This is a genomic window from Zobellia nedashkovskayae, from assembly GCF_015330125.1.
In the GTDB taxonomy this organism is placed as follows: Bacteria; Bacteroidota; Bacteroidia; order Flavobacteriales; family Flavobacteriaceae; genus Zobellia; species Zobellia nedashkovskayae.
Genome location: NZ_JADDXR010000002.1, coordinates 3,945,624 through 3,965,796 on the forward strand (window position 1 = coordinate 3,945,624; position 20,173 = coordinate 3,965,796).

Below are 20,173 nucleotides of genomic sequence, written 5' to 3' on the forward strand. Positions count from 1 at the left end.
ACAGTTAAAAAAACATTTATATTATGAAATATCCATTTAGTCACATCGGCATACCAACAACGGAAGAAAAGGATTGGGATGGGTTTTATGAGCCAGGAAAAATTCATTACACGGAATTTGATAAAGATGATTACAAAATTGAATGGGTGAAATTTGATGATGATAGTCCTATGCCAGAAATGATGCGAACATTGCCACATGTAGCTTATCTTGTAGATAATATAGAAGAAGCATTGGAGGGTAGAGAAATACTGGTTGATACATTTTCTCCCGGTGATGGTGTACGAGTTGCGTTCATAAAGCATAATGGGGCACCAGTAGAGTTTATGGAAATATCTAGCTAAGCTTATTTATTATAGAGCACTAAAGTTGAGGTAGAGTAGTGCCCTTATTGGTAATAATTAAGAGAGCAAACAATTTAAGGGTGGCCTTTGGAAATCATTTCAGTACCAAAATCAAATTATAAATTTAACTAGAGGATTATTTTATATAATCTTAGTTATATTTATTCTAATGATAGATTTAGAAAAACAATTAAAAAACCCTGTTTGGTATTCCTTAAAGGAAACCCATAAAAAATTTGCTATTGAACATAATGATGTTCAATTTTATAACCCTGAGATTTGTTCTTTTGGTGCATTCTTTGATGAAACAAAAACACGTAAAGCTTCAATTGCATATCTAAAAAACACAGATGATTTTTTCTTCGTTTCAGAGAATCAAACACCAATAATAGATGACACCAAAGTTTTACTAGAGAAAAAAATCGATGGTTGCCAAATGGTATTAAATAAGCTAACAGACATTTCAATAACTGAAAATATTGTCTTGTTAGGAAAAGAATTTATTGATGAAATCTATGAGTTAGTTTGGTTGGTTATGCCTGGTTATTACAAAAGAAGAAGTTTTGAAATGGGCAAATACTTTGGCATATTCAAGAATGGCAAATTAGTAGCTATTACAGGACAGCGCATGCAAACTAATCTTTTTATAGAAGTCAGTGCTGTGGTCACACATCCTGAATATACGAGACAAGGACTGGCCAAACAGTTAATTGCTCATACCACAAAAGAAATTTTAAAAGAGAATAAAACTCCTATTTTACATACAAATAAGGGAAATTTAGCAATTTCACTTTATGAAAAGCTAGGCTATGAGTTAACAAGAGATATGAACTGGTGGTCGTATCGTAAAATAAGTTAGCACTTAGTGGATAAAAGAAAAGTACTTATGACTCCTCTTGTTACCAGAAAAACGTATAAAATACTACTATGAGAAAAGCACTAGTGATTATTACATTATTTTTCTTTTACAATCTGTCAAGTCAAGAAGACAAAACATTGTTTGTATATGGTGGTCAAATAACAAAAGAATTCGTTAAATATACTGCGGAACTCACTAAAAAAGAAAATCCAAAAATCTGCTTTTTGCCAACTGGCACGGCAGACAGCGCATACTATATTAATTATTGGTATGAATTATGTTCAGATTTAAACATCGAACCAAAGGTTTTAGAAGTATGGATAAACTCATCAACACAGGATAAATCATTTGAAGAAATTCTATTAAGCATGGACGCTGTTATTGTGGGAGGTGGCAACACATTGAATATGTTGGCTATTTGGAAAGCCCAAGAGATTGATAAAGCACTAAAAAAGGCTTACGACCAAGGAATTGTATTGGCTGGCGGTAGCGCAGGTTCTCTTTGTTGGTTTAATGCTGGAACAACAGATTCAAGACCAAAAGAATTAACCATTGTTCAAGGCCTAGGCTTTCTTAAATATAGTCATTGTCCGCATTACCACTCGGAGGAATCAAGAAAGCCTTTGTATCATAAAAATATTTTAAAAAAGAAGCTTACAGCGGGATATGCTTGTGATGACAAGTCAGGACTAGTATTTTTAAATGGAGAACTTAGCAAAAGTGTTTCTATAGATACAGATTCGTTTTCTTATTTCGTCTATGATAAAGATGGAAAAATAGTAGAGAATAAGATAGAAACAGAAATAATTAAATGATTATGCAGTAGAAAGTAAGTTTAAATAAATGGTGATAACTAATTATCACCATTTATTTAAACTCAACTGTAACATTCTAGGAAATTCCTACATCTATCTTCAGTAAACTTCATACAGGAAGCTGAAACAATTCAAAAACATATTTAATTACCTAATCTTTATAAAATAATGGGTTCAAACACCTTCTTATAGTTGTTTACGCTGACTATAACAGCTTATCTTCCCCTTTAGGTCTTGTCTTAAATAGTATATATTGTTTCGTTTTTGATTGATTCGAATATGCTTAAAAACTAGTTCACATATTTTTTCAAACTATCTAATTAACCCTTCGTTGAATTGTAGGAAATGTTCTGTCGCTCAAACACCATTTTCTATCGGTGAGTGGAAAACAAACTTTTTTTTTTGCACCTATTATTTTTTTAGATATGCAATTTGTCCGCTAAAAATGGAAAGTAAACGAATATAGCGTGACTTGTTTTATGCTGCTATGAGGTATACCTAATTTTATAGTTAATTGTTGTCCTTAATTGGATAATAACAGACCCAAATCTTAGTACCTATGAAAAAACATTACGCTATGCAGCGCCTACTTGCATGCTTATTCGTCTCATTTACATTTACTGTATTCACAAATGCCCAAAGCTTTAATGCTACAGGGCTTAATGGCGAAAACCTTAACAATCCGACTTCTTTGGATTTTGGACCTAACGGTAAACTATACGTTTCTCAACAAGATGGGACCATTTTTGAGTACACGGTACTACGTGATAAAGCAGAAGCTGGTTCAGGAACGTATACTGCTATAAACGCTAACACTATTGCACTCGTTAAGACGGGTACGCCCAACCATAACGATGATGGCACTATAAATACAGCGAATGAACGTCAGGTTACAGGGCTTCTTGCCACAGGAACACAAACTGCTCCTATTCTTTACGTAAGTTCTTCTGACTCCAGAATAGGCGGTGGTGGTAGTGGTAATGATAAAAATCTTGATACTAATTCAGGAGTTCTTTCACGCCTTACTTGGACAGGAAGTGCATGGGACAAAGTAGATTTAGTAAGAGGACTTCCTAGATGTGAAGAAAACCATTCCACCAATGGAATGGAAATTTTTGAGCGTAACGGTACTACTTACTTGTTACTACAACAAGGAGGTAATGCAAACAAAGGAGCTCCTAGTAATAATTTTGCAGGTACTTCGGAAACCTATTTATCTGGTGCTATGTTGCTTGTCAATTTGACACAATTAGAGCAGATGGAAGCCTCAAACGGTGGCCCTTATATAGATACGCGCCAGGGTACTACAAAATATATTTATGACTTACCAACGTTAAACGATCCAGAAAGATTAGATATAGATAATACACATTCTAGTTTTCCATATACTGCTGGGCATCCATTGTATAATTCTACTATAGATTTGGGTGATCCTTTTGGTGGAAATAATGGGTTAAACCAAGCATTTCCAGAAGTTGGCGGTCCCGTACAAATTTTCTCTACTGGTTGGAGAAACGGTTACGACGTTGTAATAACAGCGGATGGTAGAATATATTCTGTTGATAACGGACCGAATACAACTTGGGGAGGTTTACCCGTAATTTATGATAGTAACGATCAGTTCAAAGGCGACCAAAGTAATACAACCTACAACCCAGCTGCCGGAGATTATGTAACCAACGAAATTAATGAAGTGGGTAGTAGCGGTCATGGAGATGCCCTACATTATGTTGGTAATATTACGGATACTAATGGCAGCTACTATGCAGGCCATCCTGCTCCAATTAGAGCTTTCTCATCGCGCGCAGGAGTAAAAGTATATACGTTTGATGGCTCTAATTGGGTGCTTTCTGCTAATCACAATTTTGGTACGTTGCTCACTGGAGTTTCAGGATATTTCAACACGACTTTCGATATTTCCGATTTTCCAGATGACCCCATACAAGGAGAATATCTAGCAACAGCCACCTCAGACCCGCGAATGCGAATTTTTGATATCGTAAACTCTTCTACAAACGGTATGTGTGAATATACCGCCAGTAATTTTGGAGGAGCGATGCAGGGAGACCTTTTAACGGCTTCCTTTAATGGTAAAATAAATAGGTATCAATTGAACGCAAGTGGCAATGGTATTTTATCTAAAAACAATAGTTTCCTTACCGGTTTTGGCTCCACACCTTTGGATGTAATCGCGCAAAGTGACACAGACCCTTTTCCTGGTACAATATGGGCCGCTACCTATGGCGCAGATAATATTACGGTTTTTGAACCAACTGATTTTAGCGAGTGTATAGATCCTAGTGATCCGGAATATGTAGGTTCGGAAGATTATGACTCCGATGGGTATTCAAATGATGATGAAGTGGCGAACGGTACCGATATTTGTTCAGGAGGTAGCCAACCGAATGATTATGATGGCGATTTTATATCCGACTTGAATGATCCGGATGATGACAATGATGGTATCCCAGATAGCCAAGATGCATTTGCTATAGATGCTGATAATGGTACTACAACAAACCTACCTATCGATTATCCGTTTTGGAACAATGATCCGGGAACAGGATTTTTTGGTCTTGGTTTTACCGGTTTGATGTTAGATACAAGTGGAAATACCGAATACCTTAATCAATACGACGAAAACAATCTATCTTTTGGAGGGGCTGGTGGTAAAGCCACAATTGATGCAGTTACATCTGGTACTGCATATGAAGGTGCAAACTCTCAAAAGAATGCTTTTCAGTTTGGGGTAAATTTAACCACCAACTCAAAACCGTTTACCATACATTCCAAAATTGAGACACCTTTTGCAAACGTTTCTTCTGCAACAGGTCTTTCATATGGTATATATATCGGTAACGGAGACCAAGATCATTATTTAAAGGTAGTAGTTGCAGATGGCTTAACGGAGAATGATAACCTTTATGGTTTTGAGGTTGTAAAAGAAGATGGGGCTTCTAACGTTACTTCTCAAAAATATGATGTAACCGGGCTCAAAGGAGCAACTTCCGTAGATATTTACATTAATATAAACCCCACTGCAAATACGGCTCAACCGTACTATTCTGTGGACGGTGGTGAAAATGTAATTTTATTGGGGAATCCTATTGTATTGCCTGTTGAGTTACTAAATCCAAACGATGCCAAAGGTCTGGCAGTAGGTCTTATTTCTACTTCGGGGTCTGGAGAAGCTTTTACAGCAACATGGGACTTTTTAAAGGTGACCGAAGATGCGGAAGCAAACCTTGTACTTTCAGAAAACCCAGTAGATTACGGTGTTTTGGAAACAGGATCAGACCAAGTGCAACTTATTCCTACGCTTACAAATGAAGGTGGTCCATCAACTGGAGCTATAGAAATTACCGAGGTTAACATTACAGGTATTGATGCTACACTTTTTAGCCATAATTTGACATTACCATTAGTAATAGGGCCTGGAGCAGACAAAACATTGCCCTTAAATTTTTTCCCGAATGATATTTCAGGAATCAAAAATGCTAATTTGCAAATCGTTCATAACGGCGCAAACTCTCCTTTCATTGTTCCCTTAACGGCAATTCTAGAAGAATTTATAGCGCCTAATTATACCATAGTTGCTAGAATAAATGCAGGAGGTAACTCCGTAACCGCCACTGACGGTAATATAGACTGGGAAGCCAATTTAGGTAACGGCGCAGCTTCAGGAAGTAGCTATTCCGTAAATACGGGAACCATTCCAGGAGGCACAAATACTTTTCTTTATGAAAATAGACATACATCTGTTCCTGATTATATAGACGAAACTACATTCAACGCATTGTATGGCAAAGAACGTTATGATGCCACTAGCGGGCCTGAAATGGAGTTTAAGTTGCCAGTGCCCAATGGAAATTATCTAGTAAATATTTATACAGGTAATGGATATGGCCCAACAAATAACATTGGCGCACGAGTATTTGATATATCATTAGAAAATGAAATCAAAGGAGATGATATAGATGTAGTTGCCCTTTTTGGAGGTAATGGGAACGTGTTCAATGCAGGTATGCTCTCGTATCCCGTTACGGTAGCAGATGGAGAACTGAATATATTATTCGAACATATTGGAATTGAAAACCCAGTTTTACAGGCCATAGAGGTTATGGCAAGTACTACGGCGAATGATCCTATTTCCATAACTCCCATTGCTGATCAATTAAACGCAAGTGGTGACCAAAGTGCCTTAACCATTTCGGCAATAGGTGGGGATTCGGAAGAAAACTTTACATACGCTATTTCCGGTCAACCAGAAGGCATTGATGTTGAGACTACCAACGGACAAATATTCGGTACAATAGCAACAAATGCAATTACGGGAGGGCCCAACAATGATGGTGTCTATAATGTAACCATAGTGGTAAGTAAACCGGGGTCTGTTACTAAGAGTATTTCTTTTGTATGGACTATAGAGAACCTATTGTGGAAAGATAAAGAGGAAGACGAAAATTATACGGCTCGCCATGAATGTTCGTTGGTACAAGCAGGGGATAAGTTCTATTTAATGGGTGGTCGTGAGAACGCAAAAACCATTGATGTATATGATTACACTACAAATACATGGACCCAAATTCCAAATTCACCTCCAGAAGAATTCAACCATTTTCAGGCAACTGAGTATAAGGGATTGATATGGGTGATAGGAGCTTTTAAGAGTAATTCGTATCCTAACGAAGAGCCGACTGAGTATGTTTGGGCTTTTAACCCAGCTAATGAAGAGTGGATTCAAGGACCCGAAATACCTGAAAACAGAAGAAGAGGGTCTACTGGTTTAGTAGTTTACAATGACAAATTTTACATATCTGGCGGGAATACCATTGGCCATAATGGCGGTTACGTTAGCTGGTTTGATGAGTACGATCCTAGTACTGGTATTTGGACTCCCTTAAGTGATGCTCCAAGAGCAAGAGACCATTTCCATGCAGGTGTAGTTGATAATAAAATGTATTTAATGGGAGGTCGTCTTTCAGGAGGTGCCGGAGGTGTTTTTAGTCCAACAATTTCAGAGGTCGATGTTTATGATTTTAATTCAGGTACGTGGAGCACACTTCCAACAAATCAAAATATACCAACACCAAGGGCAGCACCTATAGTAGCTACATTTAATGGTAAACTTATCGTTGCTGGTGGAGAAGTAGAGAATCAAGAGGTCTATGGTCAGGTAACCTCTAATGCGCTAAAGATTACGGAGCAGTACGATCCTATTACTCAAACATGGACACGTTTACCAGATATGAACAACGCAAGGCATGGTACGCAAGCCATAGTTTCTGGAAACGGTTTGTTTGTATTGGCCGGTTCACCTAAACTAGCTGGAGGCAACCAGAAAAATATGGAATTTTTAGGCGAAGATTTACCTGTTGGTTCAGCTAGTATAGCAAGTGCATTATCCATTCCTGAGGTTGTCAACCTTGAAGTGGGTGATTCTAAAACCTTTGATATAGAAATAACAGGTGGAAACATAGGAATGTTTATCCGCTCTATAGAATTAACTGGTGCAGATGCCGCCAATTATACAATTACCTCTGGTAATATAGAAAATGTGTTTTTAGATGCGGAAAGTATACGTCAGTTAACAGTTTCTTTGAACGATTCTGGAGAGGACACAAATGCTATTTTAACCATTCATTATGGAGCGTCATCATCGGTAGATATTATTCTAAGGAATGGAGAAAGTGTTTCTAATATTATTGATCCTGGAACGCAGTACAATGCAGAAGGGGATGAAGTATCATTACAAATCCTAACTGAAGAAACAGAAAATAATGTAACATTTAGCGCAACTGGACTTCCTCCAACCTTAATAATCGATGCAACTACTGGTATTATAAATGGAACAGTAGTTTCTTCTAATAACTCAGGTGACGGAGCTTTCCTTGAGGAAAATGGTCTAATTGTTATTGAGGCAGAATCTGGGAATTTAGAATCCGGATGGGTTGAAACTACCTTAAATGGTGCTACTGGAATCTTGGCAACTACAAATAACTTTAACAGTCAAAACGGTGGAACTATTCCTTATCAAATTACCGTAAGTACTCCAGGTGTTTATAAATTCGATTGGAGAAGTTTCTATAGTGGCGAATCTGCAACGGACGAGAACGATAACTGGTTACGTTTCCCTAACAATGAAGATGTCTGGTTCTTTGGATATAAAGGAAATCCTGTAGACGAGGCTAGTCTAATCTCAAATGTACAGGGTGACCAACTAAATGTTGTTTTCCCAAAAGGAAGCTCTAGAATTACAGTTGGACCAGATGGCACAACTCCTGAAGGTAGTAGTAGTAATGGTTATTTTAAAATATACAGAAGCGGTGGTCTTTCTGAAACTTATGATTGGCAGGCTAGAACAAGTGATAACGATTCACATGATGTATACGTTTGGTTTGTGAATCCTGGTACGTATACCATGGAGGTTTCGGAACGTTCGGCTGGGCATGCTATTGATAAAATGGCACTTTACAAAGTAGATGGACCTACATATTCAGATAACCAATTGACGTCTGCAAATGAATCTAGTAGGGCAGGGGACAATGCAAACGTTGGTGATAATAGTCCATATAATGTTACAGTTACCGCTACAGATAATAACGACCCAACAAACAAAAGTGATGTTGAATTTACATGGGTTATAAATGACACTGGAAATCCTGTAGCTATTGCAAGTGCTACACCACTTGAAGGTCAAGCTCCGTTAGAAGTCAACTTTATCGGTAGTGAATCAACGGATGATATTGGAATTGTAGATTACAGTTGGGAGTTTGGCGACGCACTTTTTTCTACTTCGGACTTGGCAGACCCTACGTTTACGTTTAATGACGCAGGCACATACAACGTGTTGTTAAGGGTTACTGATGGTAACGGTAATCAAAATACGGAAGCTCTTGTCATTACTGTTACTGAACCAACATCTCATGTTATTACCGCAATTGCGGGTGAAAATGGAGTAATATCTCCAAACGCCGAAGTAGAAGTAATAAATGGAGCAAATCAACAATTTAATATAATTGCAAATGCGGGGTATAAAATTGCTGACGTATTGGTGGATGGGGTATCACAAGGAGCGGTTGAAAGCTTCACTTTTGAGGCGGTTTCCTCTGAGCATACTATTGAAGCTTCCTTCGAAGAAATTTTCAAAGTAATTATGTCATCTTCCAGTTTAGGAGGAACAATATCCCCAAGTGGTGCTGTTTCTGTTGCGCAAGGAGAAGACCACTGGTTTACCGCGGCTCCAAATGAAGGTTATAAGTTCGCTTATTTTATTGTGGACAATAGCTTTACGGTAGGAGAACCTACTTATGCGTTTGAGAATGTTAATGACAACCATACTATTGAAGCTGTGTTTACAGAAATTGGTGTTAACCAGTTTACAATTTCAGCTACTTCAGGTGAGGGAGGAATGATAACGCCCGATGGAGAGAATACAGTTGTTGAAGGTGAAAGTATTCGTTTTTCAGTAACAGCCAGTGATGGGTATGAAATAGATAAGTTAATTGTGGACGGTAAAAGCTTACTAGGTCTATCTGAGTATACTTTTGAGGATATTTCAGAAAACCATACGTTTGATGCGGTTTTTAAATATACTGGAGCAATTAAGACATATACCATAACTGCCACAGGAACTGAAGGTGGTGAGCTTTCTCCATATGGTGCGATTGAAGTAGCTAAAGGTCAAGAACAGGATTTTATAATAGTACCAAACGAAGGTTACCGCTTGGTGGATATTTTAATTGACGAAGTCTCAACAGCCCTTGTTGAAGAGTATAAGTTCGCAAACTTAGTAGAGAACCATAGCATTCATGTAGTTTTTGAAAAAATAGATAATAACCCACCAAAGGCATTTGCTGCAGTAGATATCAAAGAAGGAATAGGTCCACTATTGGTTAATTTTGATGGAGATAAATCCACGGATGATACTGGTATTGCAAGTTATTCTTGGGATTTTGGAGATGAATCACTTCTATCCACTGGTTTCGAAGTTTCCCACACTTATATTGAAGCAGGTGTTTATACTGCAACCTTAACCGTCATTGATGATAATGGTGAAGTTGCAACAGATTCGATTACAATTACCGTAAATGATTCTTTGACTGATAGTGAAGTTTTAAAGGAATTCAGGTTATTTCCGAATCCAGCTTCTGTTAACGTATCGCTTAGTTTTGGAAAAGTGGTAGACTTAGACACCATATCAATTTATGATATGAGCGGAAAGTTAGTTCTGCATGTTAATGCTAAAGATGTGAATAAGGGTAGAAATTATGAGCTTAGCGTCATTAATTTATCTTCTGGTTTATATCTCGTAAGAACTATAGATATGAATGGTGATGAAATCAATAAAAGACTGTTGATTCAACGATAATAGTAAAAGTAAATTTATAAAAAAAGCAAAGACTTTAATTGGTCTTTGCTTTTTTTGCTTTAAGTAGAAACTTCAGTATTTGTAAATTAAAAAGGGGCCAATGTTTGGCCCCTTTACTAATTCAATAAAAAAATTAATTTAGAATAACCTTTCCGGTTAAAACCTCTTTCCCATTAGAGATATTCAACACATAAGCACCTTTTGCATATGGAGATAAATCCATCTGGATATCACCATCTACAGCCACGGTCTGGGAAGCTACTTTTCTACCTGAGAAATCAATAAGATCCAATTGCATTCCTGACAACATTCCAGTAACGGTAATGACACCATTTGTTGGGTTAGGGAAAATACGGAACACTTCCATATCTAATTCGCCTTCCATAGGAATAGCTATTTTGGAAGCTATATTCTCTCGAGTTACATTAGAATTTCCTTCTTCAAAAAGCGAAGACACTTGTTGTTTGGTCAATGAATTATTGAACAACTTTACATCATCAATAGCTCCTTCAAAATATTCATCGCTCCAACCTGACCATCCTATCCAAGCGACATCTTTATCTTTCAAGGTGCCAGAGAACGCTTCGCTATGAATATTTTCACCGTTTATGTACCAACGCATTTCACTGCCATCAAATGTGCAGGTAATCATTTGCCAGACATTGTTTTGAATAGTCCCTTCACTAATTAACTTTCTACCACTCTCATTGGTAGTGACTTTAAAAGCAAGTTGACCCTTATCTATAAACATCATAAAACCGCCAGCAGTACTGCTACCTATAATGCCTTGGTAGCTACCCTCTGCATTGCTAGGGTTAACCCATGCGGATACAGAAAAACTAGATTCCAAATTATTGTCAATATCCAGTAAATTAATATGGTCGTCCACTCCGTCAAATACCAATGCACCTTCTATTTTACCATTGGTCTTATCCTTATCGAAAGTTACGCCACGATCAAGTGCACCATTAAGATCTTGTCCACTAGCATCGTTTGCGATTATGCCATTTAATTCATCTAGCGGCCAATGACCTACTAATCCAGTAGTTTTTTCGATAATGACATCATCAACGACTATTGGAGCGATTTCTTCGTTTCCAAAAATTTCAATAGCATTTATGATTGGATGTCTAGTTCCTCCATCAGAGGATAAAGAAGAGAAATCTATATCTAGTTTTCCATCAGTAACATTTACCGTATGCGTCTTTGTGAGTAGGGCCTCAGCTCCAACCTGGGCAAAAACATCAAGATTGTCTTCCGCCAATACTCCTTCTAAACGTACATCAAATACCCGGTTACCTACGTCGCCACTACCGCCATCTGTAGCTCCAAACCACAATTCCGCAAAATGAAGCTTCACAGTATATTCCCCATTTTTTAAAGGAATATCATAACCCAACACTTGGGAACGACTATATCTGAAAGTTTTGAATGGGTCATTAAGGCCCGTTTGCGGCCTGTCTAAGGTGAGACCCGCATCAGAATAATTATCAGCAGAGAACGTATCTCCATTAAGCGTCATCTCGTCACCACCAGAATTAATTCGTAGAACAAAATCATTATTTGTTTCAGTTTCTGGTACTTCTGCTTTTGGCTCCTCCTTAGGCTCTTCTATTATTGGTTCTTCTGCTTTAGGCTCTTCTTCCTTAGGCTCTTCTACTACTGGTTCTTCTACTTGTGGCACTTCTACCACTGGTACTTCTACTTCAGTTTCTTCTTCCTCAATCTCTTCTATAGTATCAGTTGACTGAATTCGATAAGCCCAGTTTTTTGTGCGATCATTATTTGGTAAAATAGGTGGTTTCATTGTACCACTGCTACTAGTGGTAATATTACCTGCAGAAATCCAACCTCCATTGGTAACGTCCCACCATTGATATTGATATGTTGTAGACGCTATAAGATTTTTAAGTGAGGGAAGTGCTTTTGCATTATCCCTAGAATCAGCAGTAAAAAATCCTAGAGCAAACGATTTATCATCAGCTATAGCTAACGTATGTAAATAGTCTTCGCTGTCGCTTAGATTCGTATCTGCTGCCGGTACCAATTTAGCATAATTGTGGTCTGAATCTAATATAAAACTTTTTAGATGACCCATAGACTGCGATTCAAATTGCTTTAAAGCATTAACCTGAGGGTCATTACTAGGCACTATGGTACCTCCATCTACAGAACTCCTTGAGGTTGAAGTTGCTGCTCCTGCATACCACGCATCTCCCCAAGCGTGGCCTGCTAAGCCACCACTCAATACGGAACCATACATCTGCATTTGTGCCATGGTGGTATCATTCATACCTGCATTGATTTCATTCCCAGAATGTAAGCCCCAGCCTGGATAAAATGGTTCCAAATTAAGAGCAGGTTTAGCCGGTTGATTATGATATATATTCCGAAGCCACTCATGCATGGTTTCATCTCTTTCTGCATTACTAACGTTTTGTATATCAAGAGCAGTAGGTATATCTCTTTCCCAATTATTTAGAGATGTGTTAAAAGACATTGCCGTTCTAGGCTGACCATAAGGCATTCTATAGTCACCCATCTTAGCATACAACTTACTATTTGCATCACTAACTATTTGTTCCCATTTAGGATATATTGATGACTGGCTGTCATGATGTACCCAACTAAAAATCATATTATAACAACCATAACGCGCCCACAAATAACGCACATAGTTATAAAAAGCTGCTTTTTCTTGCGTTGTACCTAAATACCAAAGTTCGCTTCTTCTTACGGTTTCAAATAAAGTTACAAATCCTTGATCGGATAAATGCTGCATTCGCTTATCCACTGATTGCCAGTACTCAGGTTTAATATTTAGGTAGTCTACTTGCCCTGTACTTTTTAACTCGAAAGGACCCTCTCCGTTGGGACCTGTTTTCTTATGATGTGTTTTTTCTGCCCACAATTCAGTATAGCTATCATTCGGAAAACTAGCAATTACATTAAGCCCATTAAATCCCTGACCTTTTCTTGTTTTCACATAGTCTTGAAAAGATATACCGCTAATATTATTCGCTGTACTAAAACCAAATACTTCTGTTAAGGCTGACCAAGAAGTATCTGCAGTATAAAAGAATGGGGTACCGTCTGCGTACTCCAAAGTTCTATTATTGGATGCTACTCTTATAAAACCTCTTTTATTGGGGTTACTACTTACATTCGCGGCAACAGCAGTAAATGAACCACTTCGTCCAATAAAACTCCGATCCGCATTTTCAACAGTTTCATTGATAACTTTCCAAGTCCAGGTACCAGGTGAAGTAGGCACTAGACGAACACGAAAGACATTTCCACCATCCCAGAATACGGGTATACGGTATACTTCACTTGATGAACCTTCTTTTTTTAATTCAATCCATACATCTACATCCATGTATGCGTTACCGTAATTCACTTGGCTATTGAATTCTACTTCAACAATATCCATGACAGCATAGCTGTCATTTTGAGCAAAGACAATACTTGTCATGCTACAAAACATTAATACTAAAATGAGTTTGTACTTCGTAAACTTTTTTGAAATCATCGGGGGTGGGGGATTTTATTTATTAAATTAACGTCAGTTTGACGCAAAAAGTTGCTAAATTATATAGAAAAAAGCAGATTAAATATTATAATGAGATATTACATCATGGTTTTTTACCTATTGCATTACAACAACTTTCCGTCCTATGTACGTTTCTTAACAAGAATTTGGCCTTTTTGTCGAAAAGATTTTGATTTCTAGCGCTGAGAAATACATAAAAATTTCTTTTTTAACCCCTAATGAAGAATGGTTGTAGCTAACCGCTATTAGTAAATAAAGTATTGACAGGAGATGTCAGTGAAAATTTTGAGAAGATAAAGATATTAATAAAATTATAGTTCATAAATACGGCCAATTCATGAGTATTATGAATTGGCCGGTTTCAATAAATTATAAAATGATCTGAAGAAACTTTTGAACTAAACTAATTCTTTGGAAGCTTTTGGATAATCTGTATACCCTTTTGCACCTGTTGTGTAAAAAGTATCTTGGTCCCATTCTGCTAACTCTAAGTTGTTTTTAAAGCGTTCTACTAAATCTGGATTAGAAATGTATAGTTTACCGTATGCCACTAAATCAGCATAGCCTTCTTCTATTACTTTATTTCCTTTTTCTTGGTCAAATCCAGAGTTAATCATCAATGTTCCATTGTACAAGGGTCTAAAATGTTTCGCAATTTCTTTTACTGCAAAAGGTACTTCTGATACATCTGTAAACGGTTCTGATAAATGCACGTATGCCAAATCATAATCGTTTAATTTTTTAATAATGTATTCAAACGTTGGAATAGTTTCTTCATCCACAGTCATTCCAAACATACCATCTAATGATGGATTAAAACGAGCTGCAATTTTATTTTCTGGAATAACTTCTTTCATCGCATCTAGAACTTCAAAAAAGAAACGAGTTTTGTTTTCAATGCTACCACCATAGTCATCCGTTCTTGTATTAGAACATCCATTAAAAAATTGATGAAATAAATAACCATTAGAGGAATGTATTTCTACACCATCAAAACCTGCTTTTACCGCATTTTCTGCTGCTTTTTGAAAATCTTTAACTGTAGTTTTAATTTCCTCAATAGACATCTCCTTAGGTATAACCGTATCTTTAAACCCCTCCAGTGTAAATGATTTAGCGTTTGGGTTTATAGCCGATGCGGATAAGGGTAATTTGCCATTATGAAAATCGGGATGAGATATACGCCCTACATGCCATAATTGGATAAAGATTTTTCCGCCTTTATCATGAACACGTTTGGTTACTTTTTTCCAACCTTCAACTTGCTCTTCTGAATAAATACCTGGCGTGTGAATGTAGCCCACAGCATCAGGGGAAACTTGTGAACCCTCTGTAATGATCAACCCTGCAGAAGCTCTTTGCTCGTAATACAAACCCTGTAAATCATCAGTGGGTACATTACCTTCGTTGTCTGCTCTACTGCGGGTCATAGGAGCCATAACCACTCTGTTCTCTAGGTTAATCTTCTTGTTATATGGTAATAATAAGTGTTGTTTGCTCATGTTTTTACTCTTTTTAATTAACGTAATAATAGGTCCAAAAATCTAGTAACAAATGATTGTGTAATTGTAATTTCACAAATTGATTGCCGGGAGTATTCAAATATACTTGCCCGAACATCAAATTTATATAAATCCGTTTTTGGAGCGTCTGACCATCGTCATAAATGGTATAAAAAATTAAACCAATATTCAATAAATTGTAATAGTCGTTATAAACTTTAAACCTATCAGTCTATTTCAAATTATCATTAACATTACGGTTGTTGATATTTAGTATTGGTAGAGTAGAGGATTAGCTTATTGATTTATAATAAAAAAGACGGTTGTTTTCACTTCAATTTTGCTTGGTAAACAGTGCTATACTTTTTCCTCGTAGTTTGATTCAAAAATCCGGTATTTGAAAAGACCCACGACCACTGCTCCTCCAATTCCATTACCCAGTAATGCGAGGAAGAGAAACCACAAATAATCCAAAAAAGAAATACTACTAGAATGTAGAAAAGCTCCAAAGACTTCTATATTGCCCACAATACTATGGTGAAATCCTCCAAAACCTATAACACCTGTTATCATAATTATTAGTACCACACGCGTAAGGGAATTCATGGTACTGTTTAATAACCAGGTTAACAACCCCATTAACCAACCAGCGACTACCGCACTCAGTAGGAGTACCCATGAATCTTGGTCAATTACATGGCCACCAATTTCTACCATAGTTTCTTGTGTAAAAAGATTAAGGTGAGGTGCAAGGATTCCTATAAAAAGGGCAAATATGATACCTCCTATTACATTACCAAGAATGACTAAACCCCATATACGAAACAACGCCCAAATACTACGCTGGCCATTAAGTACAGGCAATGCCAATACGGATGTCTGCTCAGTAAATAGAGCTGATTTCCCAAGTATTACCAGAATGAATCCAACGGGATAAACGGCACTAAAAAGTTTGAAAATGATATCAGTTTCCAAAGTACCGTTCAGTAAAAAGAATAGAGCGCAGATAAGAAAATAACTAAACCCAATTTCCAGCCCGGCAATGAACGCACTGAGAAACATAGCTTTATTTTTTACCTTGAATATCTCTTCTCCCTCATGTATAACACGACTAAGAATTTCGCTGTATTCATTACCACCCTTTACTTCATTGGATTTTTTTTCCAATTCTTTCTGGTGATCTTCCTGGTTTTTATGCTCTGTCTCCATGCTTTGATTGTTGCCTTTAACGTACTTCATTGTAATTTACAGCTCAATATAAGGCTTTGGAGCTAATAGGAAATAATAGTAAGCTCTTATTAAGAACAACTACCAAGTACTTATTATTTACATATGCTTTTACCCAGTTGTGGGCCAGCCCATAATTTCATCATGAATCTCTTTTGGTGTACTTTTTCTACTTTCTGCTATACTATCAATTATGGAGTAAAAACTTCCTTTCTTATACACGGTGTCTTCAACTTCCAAATCTGGGTAATGAGAAAGATATTCATCACGAACTGCCAGCCATTGTTCTTCTAACTGTGGGTTATACTCCATTGTATTTACTCCGCCATTATTAACGGGTTTTCCAATTTTTTCACCTGATTTTTCATTGGTTTCTTTAATATACTCTTCCTGACTTACACCATGATTTTGAGGAACATCATTTTCTAAGCCTCCATAGGGTTTGTCTTTATCTAACCTTTTATTTTCTGTAATCATCTGAAACGTTTTAAATTTATGTTTGTAATACAGATTAAAGTTAGGAATTGGACAGTATTCTACTTGCTCATACGATTTTTTAAATAACCTTAAAAGCATATATTACATTTCAAAAACGTGCTAAAGACGCTAGCTTTGTTTTCGGCAATTGCTTGCTTCTCAAACTAAATTATCACAAATGGTACTATTAATTTTGGGGAGTAATTAAAATAGGTGGTTTAAAGAAAAAAACTTAAGGGCGATAAATGAATTTAGAAGTAATAATTGATGCCATTTGAACCTTATATTATAAAAAAAGTACAAACAGAAATTAAAAAAACAGCGTTTTCTTGTTCAGCCAATACTAATGAACAAATTAATAGCGAAAGACTAGATTAAATAAGCTATACAAGCATGAATCTGAATTGAAATAAAAGTATTCTCTTTCGTTTATGTGGTAGCAAGAAGCGGGTGGTGCTGCTTCCTTTATTTTAACTAAATTATTTATGTGCGGAAATAGGCTTTATTGAAAAATGCTATACTTGGACAAATATGAAGAATGAAAATACGAGGTGATTCGTGGCTCACACAAGGTCAATATTTATACATTAACTTTTCTCCCATAAATCTTATTGTAAACTAAATCTATAGATTTATGAAACTCACTTTTCGTAAAAGGTTTACTAATAAAATCTACACAGCCAAGTTCCCTGGCCACTGCTTCAAAATCCTGTTTTGTAGAACTTGATATAAATGGCATGCGATTACCGAACATTTCAAGAAAAGAAAGTCCGTTCATACCTGGCATTTCTATATCGGACATAACAACTTGCGGCTTAGCTATTTGTATGTGTACCCATGCATCGTAGGAATCTTCAAAAGTGAGTACACTGCGCACTAATGGGTGTGTTATGGCTAGTTTTTCAGCTAATGACAGCCATAATGTAGAGTCATCAACAATAATTAATTCAAGTCTCATAAAAAAGTCAAATTTGGGGTTTGAGGAGTGCAAATTACCCTATTAACTCTTCATGAAAAATTAATTCGGATGTATAGCCAGAAAACTATCTTCATATGTTGAAATGCCTCTTTAAAGAGCTGTACATCAGCGGGAATTTATATCAATAGGAATTCAACACCAACAACAATGTGCAACAAAAAAAGATTCTTTACACCCTAAAAATTCAGGTATAAAGAATCTTGATATCATGGGTAGTAAACTATTATCTAAACTGCTATATTGTTTCAACCTTAATCAAAGTATGATTGTAGCTCCTTTTTCATATTCTCCCATTGGGTTTTATCTCCACTAATAACTTGCCCAACTTCTTTTAATTTAGAAGTTCCAAAACCTATAGCTTGTTTTATACCAATATGCGGAGGTAGGGATAAAGCACCGCTACTAACTACAGCATCTATAATAAATGGTTTTTTACTATTTCTAGCCTGTAGTACTGCAGCATCAATATCTTTGGCATGTTCTACACGTACACCATCTCCGCCACATAATTTAGCATACTCTGCAAAATTGACATTGGTTTCATGCAATGCGTCTAAACTAGCGGCTAAGCCTACTTGTTCCATTTCTAGTTTTACAAAGCTTAATTCAGAATTATTGAAGATGAGCACTTTTATGGGGAGTTCATATTTAACGGCCGTAATAAAATCTTGCATCGCCATATTAAAAGCACCATCACCACTTAAACACCAAATTTCTTTCTTAGGATTGGCCATTTGTGCTCCAATTGCAGAAGGCAAGCCCACCGCCATAGAACCGTGATTAAAAGACCCAATCAAGCGTCTTTGGCTATGAAAAGATATATGGTGAGCCGCCCATATTGCCGATGTTCCTGTTTCTACAGTAAAAATAGCATCATTGGAAGCATATTCATTTACTAAATCTGCAAAAATCTGAGGGTGTAAAGGTTCATTCTCACGAGTAGGAGAAGCTTGTTCCTTCATATTCTTTCTCCAGTCTTCAAAACTATTTCTTAGCTTAGTAACAAAACCGGTATCCTCTTTCTGTTCAATTTTTGGATTTAGGATTTCTAAGAATGATGAGATATCACTCCAAACTCCAAGAGATACAGATGTTCTATTACCTATATTTTCCTGTCGGATATCTACTTGTATCGTTTTTGTATCATGGGGAAGGAAGTCAATATAAGGAAAATCGGTCCCTAGCATCAATAGCAAATCGCACTTCATGACAGCATTGTAACCAGATGGGTTTCCTATTAATCCCGTCAATCCTACTACGTTATCTGTATCGTGGTCAAAAATATCACTGGCACGTAGACTATGAGTTATAGGCGCATTCAGCTTTTTCGATAATTCAATTACCGCAGCTCTACTTTCCCGACATCCATCACCAGCTAAAATACCTACGGTTTTGGCACCATTTAAAAGCTGGGCAGCTTCCACAACTACAGATTCCTCTGGAACCAAACGAGAAACATATTGCTTAATAGGATGTACAAATTGCTGATTATCGGCTTTCATTTCAGCTACATTTGCTGGCAACTCAATTCTACAAACGGCATTATTGGCCATAGCAATTTTAATGGCGCGTTGTATGACCATTGGGGCTTGCTCAGGAGTTTCAATAATTGCCTGATAATCACAAACATCATCAAAGACCTTTTTCAAATCTACTTCTTGAAAGAAACTAGTTCCCTGTTGCTTTTGATTGATTTGACCTGTTATAGCAATAACCGGAGTGCGCTCTTTTTTAGCATTATAAAGTCCGTTTATTAAATGTAGTGCTCCAGGACCTACCGTTCCGGCGCAGACCGCTAAATTACCTGTGGTCTGGCTATGTCCAAAAGCTGCAAAAGAGGCATTTCCTTCGTGCTTCATTCCTATCCAATCCACAGTATCCCTTTGTTCTATTGCTTTTACAAAAAAGTTAAGGGCATCACCTGTAACTCCATATACTTTTTCTACACCAACACTTTCTAAAATATCCAATAATTGTTCTGATACATTTTTGCTCATAATAGTTCTCTTTATGTTTTTAAATTAGATGATCAAGGGCATCCGTTTT

The 20,173-nt window shown here is 36.8% G+C and carries 10 protein-coding genes; 4 read left to right on the plus strand and 6 right to left on the minus strand.

All coding sequences use genetic code 11. The features are described 5' to 3' along the window. Positions 1 to 23: 23 nt before the first annotated feature. The 4 genes from IWB64_RS16210 to IWB64_RS16225 all read left to right on the plus strand — a co-directional run bounded on the left by IWB64_RS16210 (position 24) and on the right by IWB64_RS16225 (position 10,389). Positions 24 to 344: a VOC family protein gene (locus IWB64_RS16210; RefSeq protein WP_194534999.1), complete on the plus strand. Its 321-nt coding sequence runs from the start codon at positions 24 to 26 to the stop codon at positions 342 to 344. Between the two features lie 169 nt (positions 345 to 513). Further along, positions 514 to 1,203 (plus strand): GNAT family N-acetyltransferase, encoded by a 690-nt coding sequence (locus IWB64_RS16215; RefSeq protein WP_194535000.1) that lies wholly within the window; start codon positions 514 to 516, stop codon positions 1,201 to 1,203. 68 nt (positions 1,204 to 1,271) lie between these two features. Next, on the plus strand, positions 1,272 to 2,018 hold the full coding sequence (locus tag IWB64_RS16220) for a Type 1 glutamine amidotransferase-like domain-containing protein (RefSeq protein ID WP_194535001.1): 747 nt from the start codon (positions 1,272 to 1,274) through the stop codon (positions 2,016 to 2,018). A 559-nt stretch (positions 2,019 to 2,577) separates the two neighbouring features. Next, a complete protein-coding gene (locus IWB64_RS16225) occupies positions 2,578 to 10,389 on the plus strand; it encodes a PKD domain-containing protein (protein WP_194535002.1) in 7,812 nt (2,603 codons plus the stop codon). A gap of 133 nt (positions 10,390 to 10,522) precedes the next feature. On the opposite strand, the gene IWB64_RS16230 is transcribed toward IWB64_RS16225, so the two are convergent. The 6 genes from IWB64_RS16230 to IWB64_RS16255 all read right to left on the minus strand — a co-directional run bounded on the left by IWB64_RS16230 (position 10,523) and on the right by IWB64_RS16255 (position 20,124). Next, complete coding sequence (locus IWB64_RS16230; protein ID WP_194535003.1) at positions 10,523 to 13,864, minus strand: apiosidase-like domain-containing protein; 3,342 nt, start codon at positions 13,862 to 13,864, stop codon at positions 10,523 to 10,525. A 476-nt stretch (positions 13,865 to 14,340) separates the two neighbouring features. Beyond that, the gene (locus IWB64_RS16235; RefSeq protein ID WP_194535004.1) at positions 14,341 to 15,444 is read right to left on the minus strand and encodes an alkene reductase; all 1,104 of its coding nucleotides are present in this window, start codon (positions 15,442 to 15,444) and stop codon (positions 14,341 to 14,343) included. Between the two features lie 357 nt (positions 15,445 to 15,801). Beyond that, positions 15,802 to 16,683, minus strand: coding sequence for a formate/nitrite transporter family protein (locus tag IWB64_RS16240; RefSeq protein WP_226975917.1), 882 nt, complete (start codon positions 16,681 to 16,683; stop codon positions 15,802 to 15,804). 99 nt (positions 16,684 to 16,782) lie between these two features. Then, a complete protein-coding gene (locus IWB64_RS16245; protein WP_194535005.1) occupies positions 16,783 to 17,148 on the minus strand; it encodes a hypothetical protein in 366 nt (121 codons plus the stop codon). Between the two features lie 580 nt (positions 17,149 to 17,728). Continuing rightward, entirely contained in the window at positions 17,729 to 18,106 is a 378-nt protein-coding gene (locus IWB64_RS16250; protein ID WP_194535006.1) for a response regulator, read from the minus strand. A 272-nt stretch (positions 18,107 to 18,378) separates the two neighbouring features. Next, positions 18,379 to 20,124: a thiamine pyrophosphate-dependent enzyme gene (locus IWB64_RS16255; protein WP_194535007.1), complete on the minus strand. Its 1,746-nt coding sequence runs from the start codon at positions 20,122 to 20,124 to the stop codon at positions 18,379 to 18,381. Positions 20,125 to 20,173: the final 49 nt, after the last annotated feature.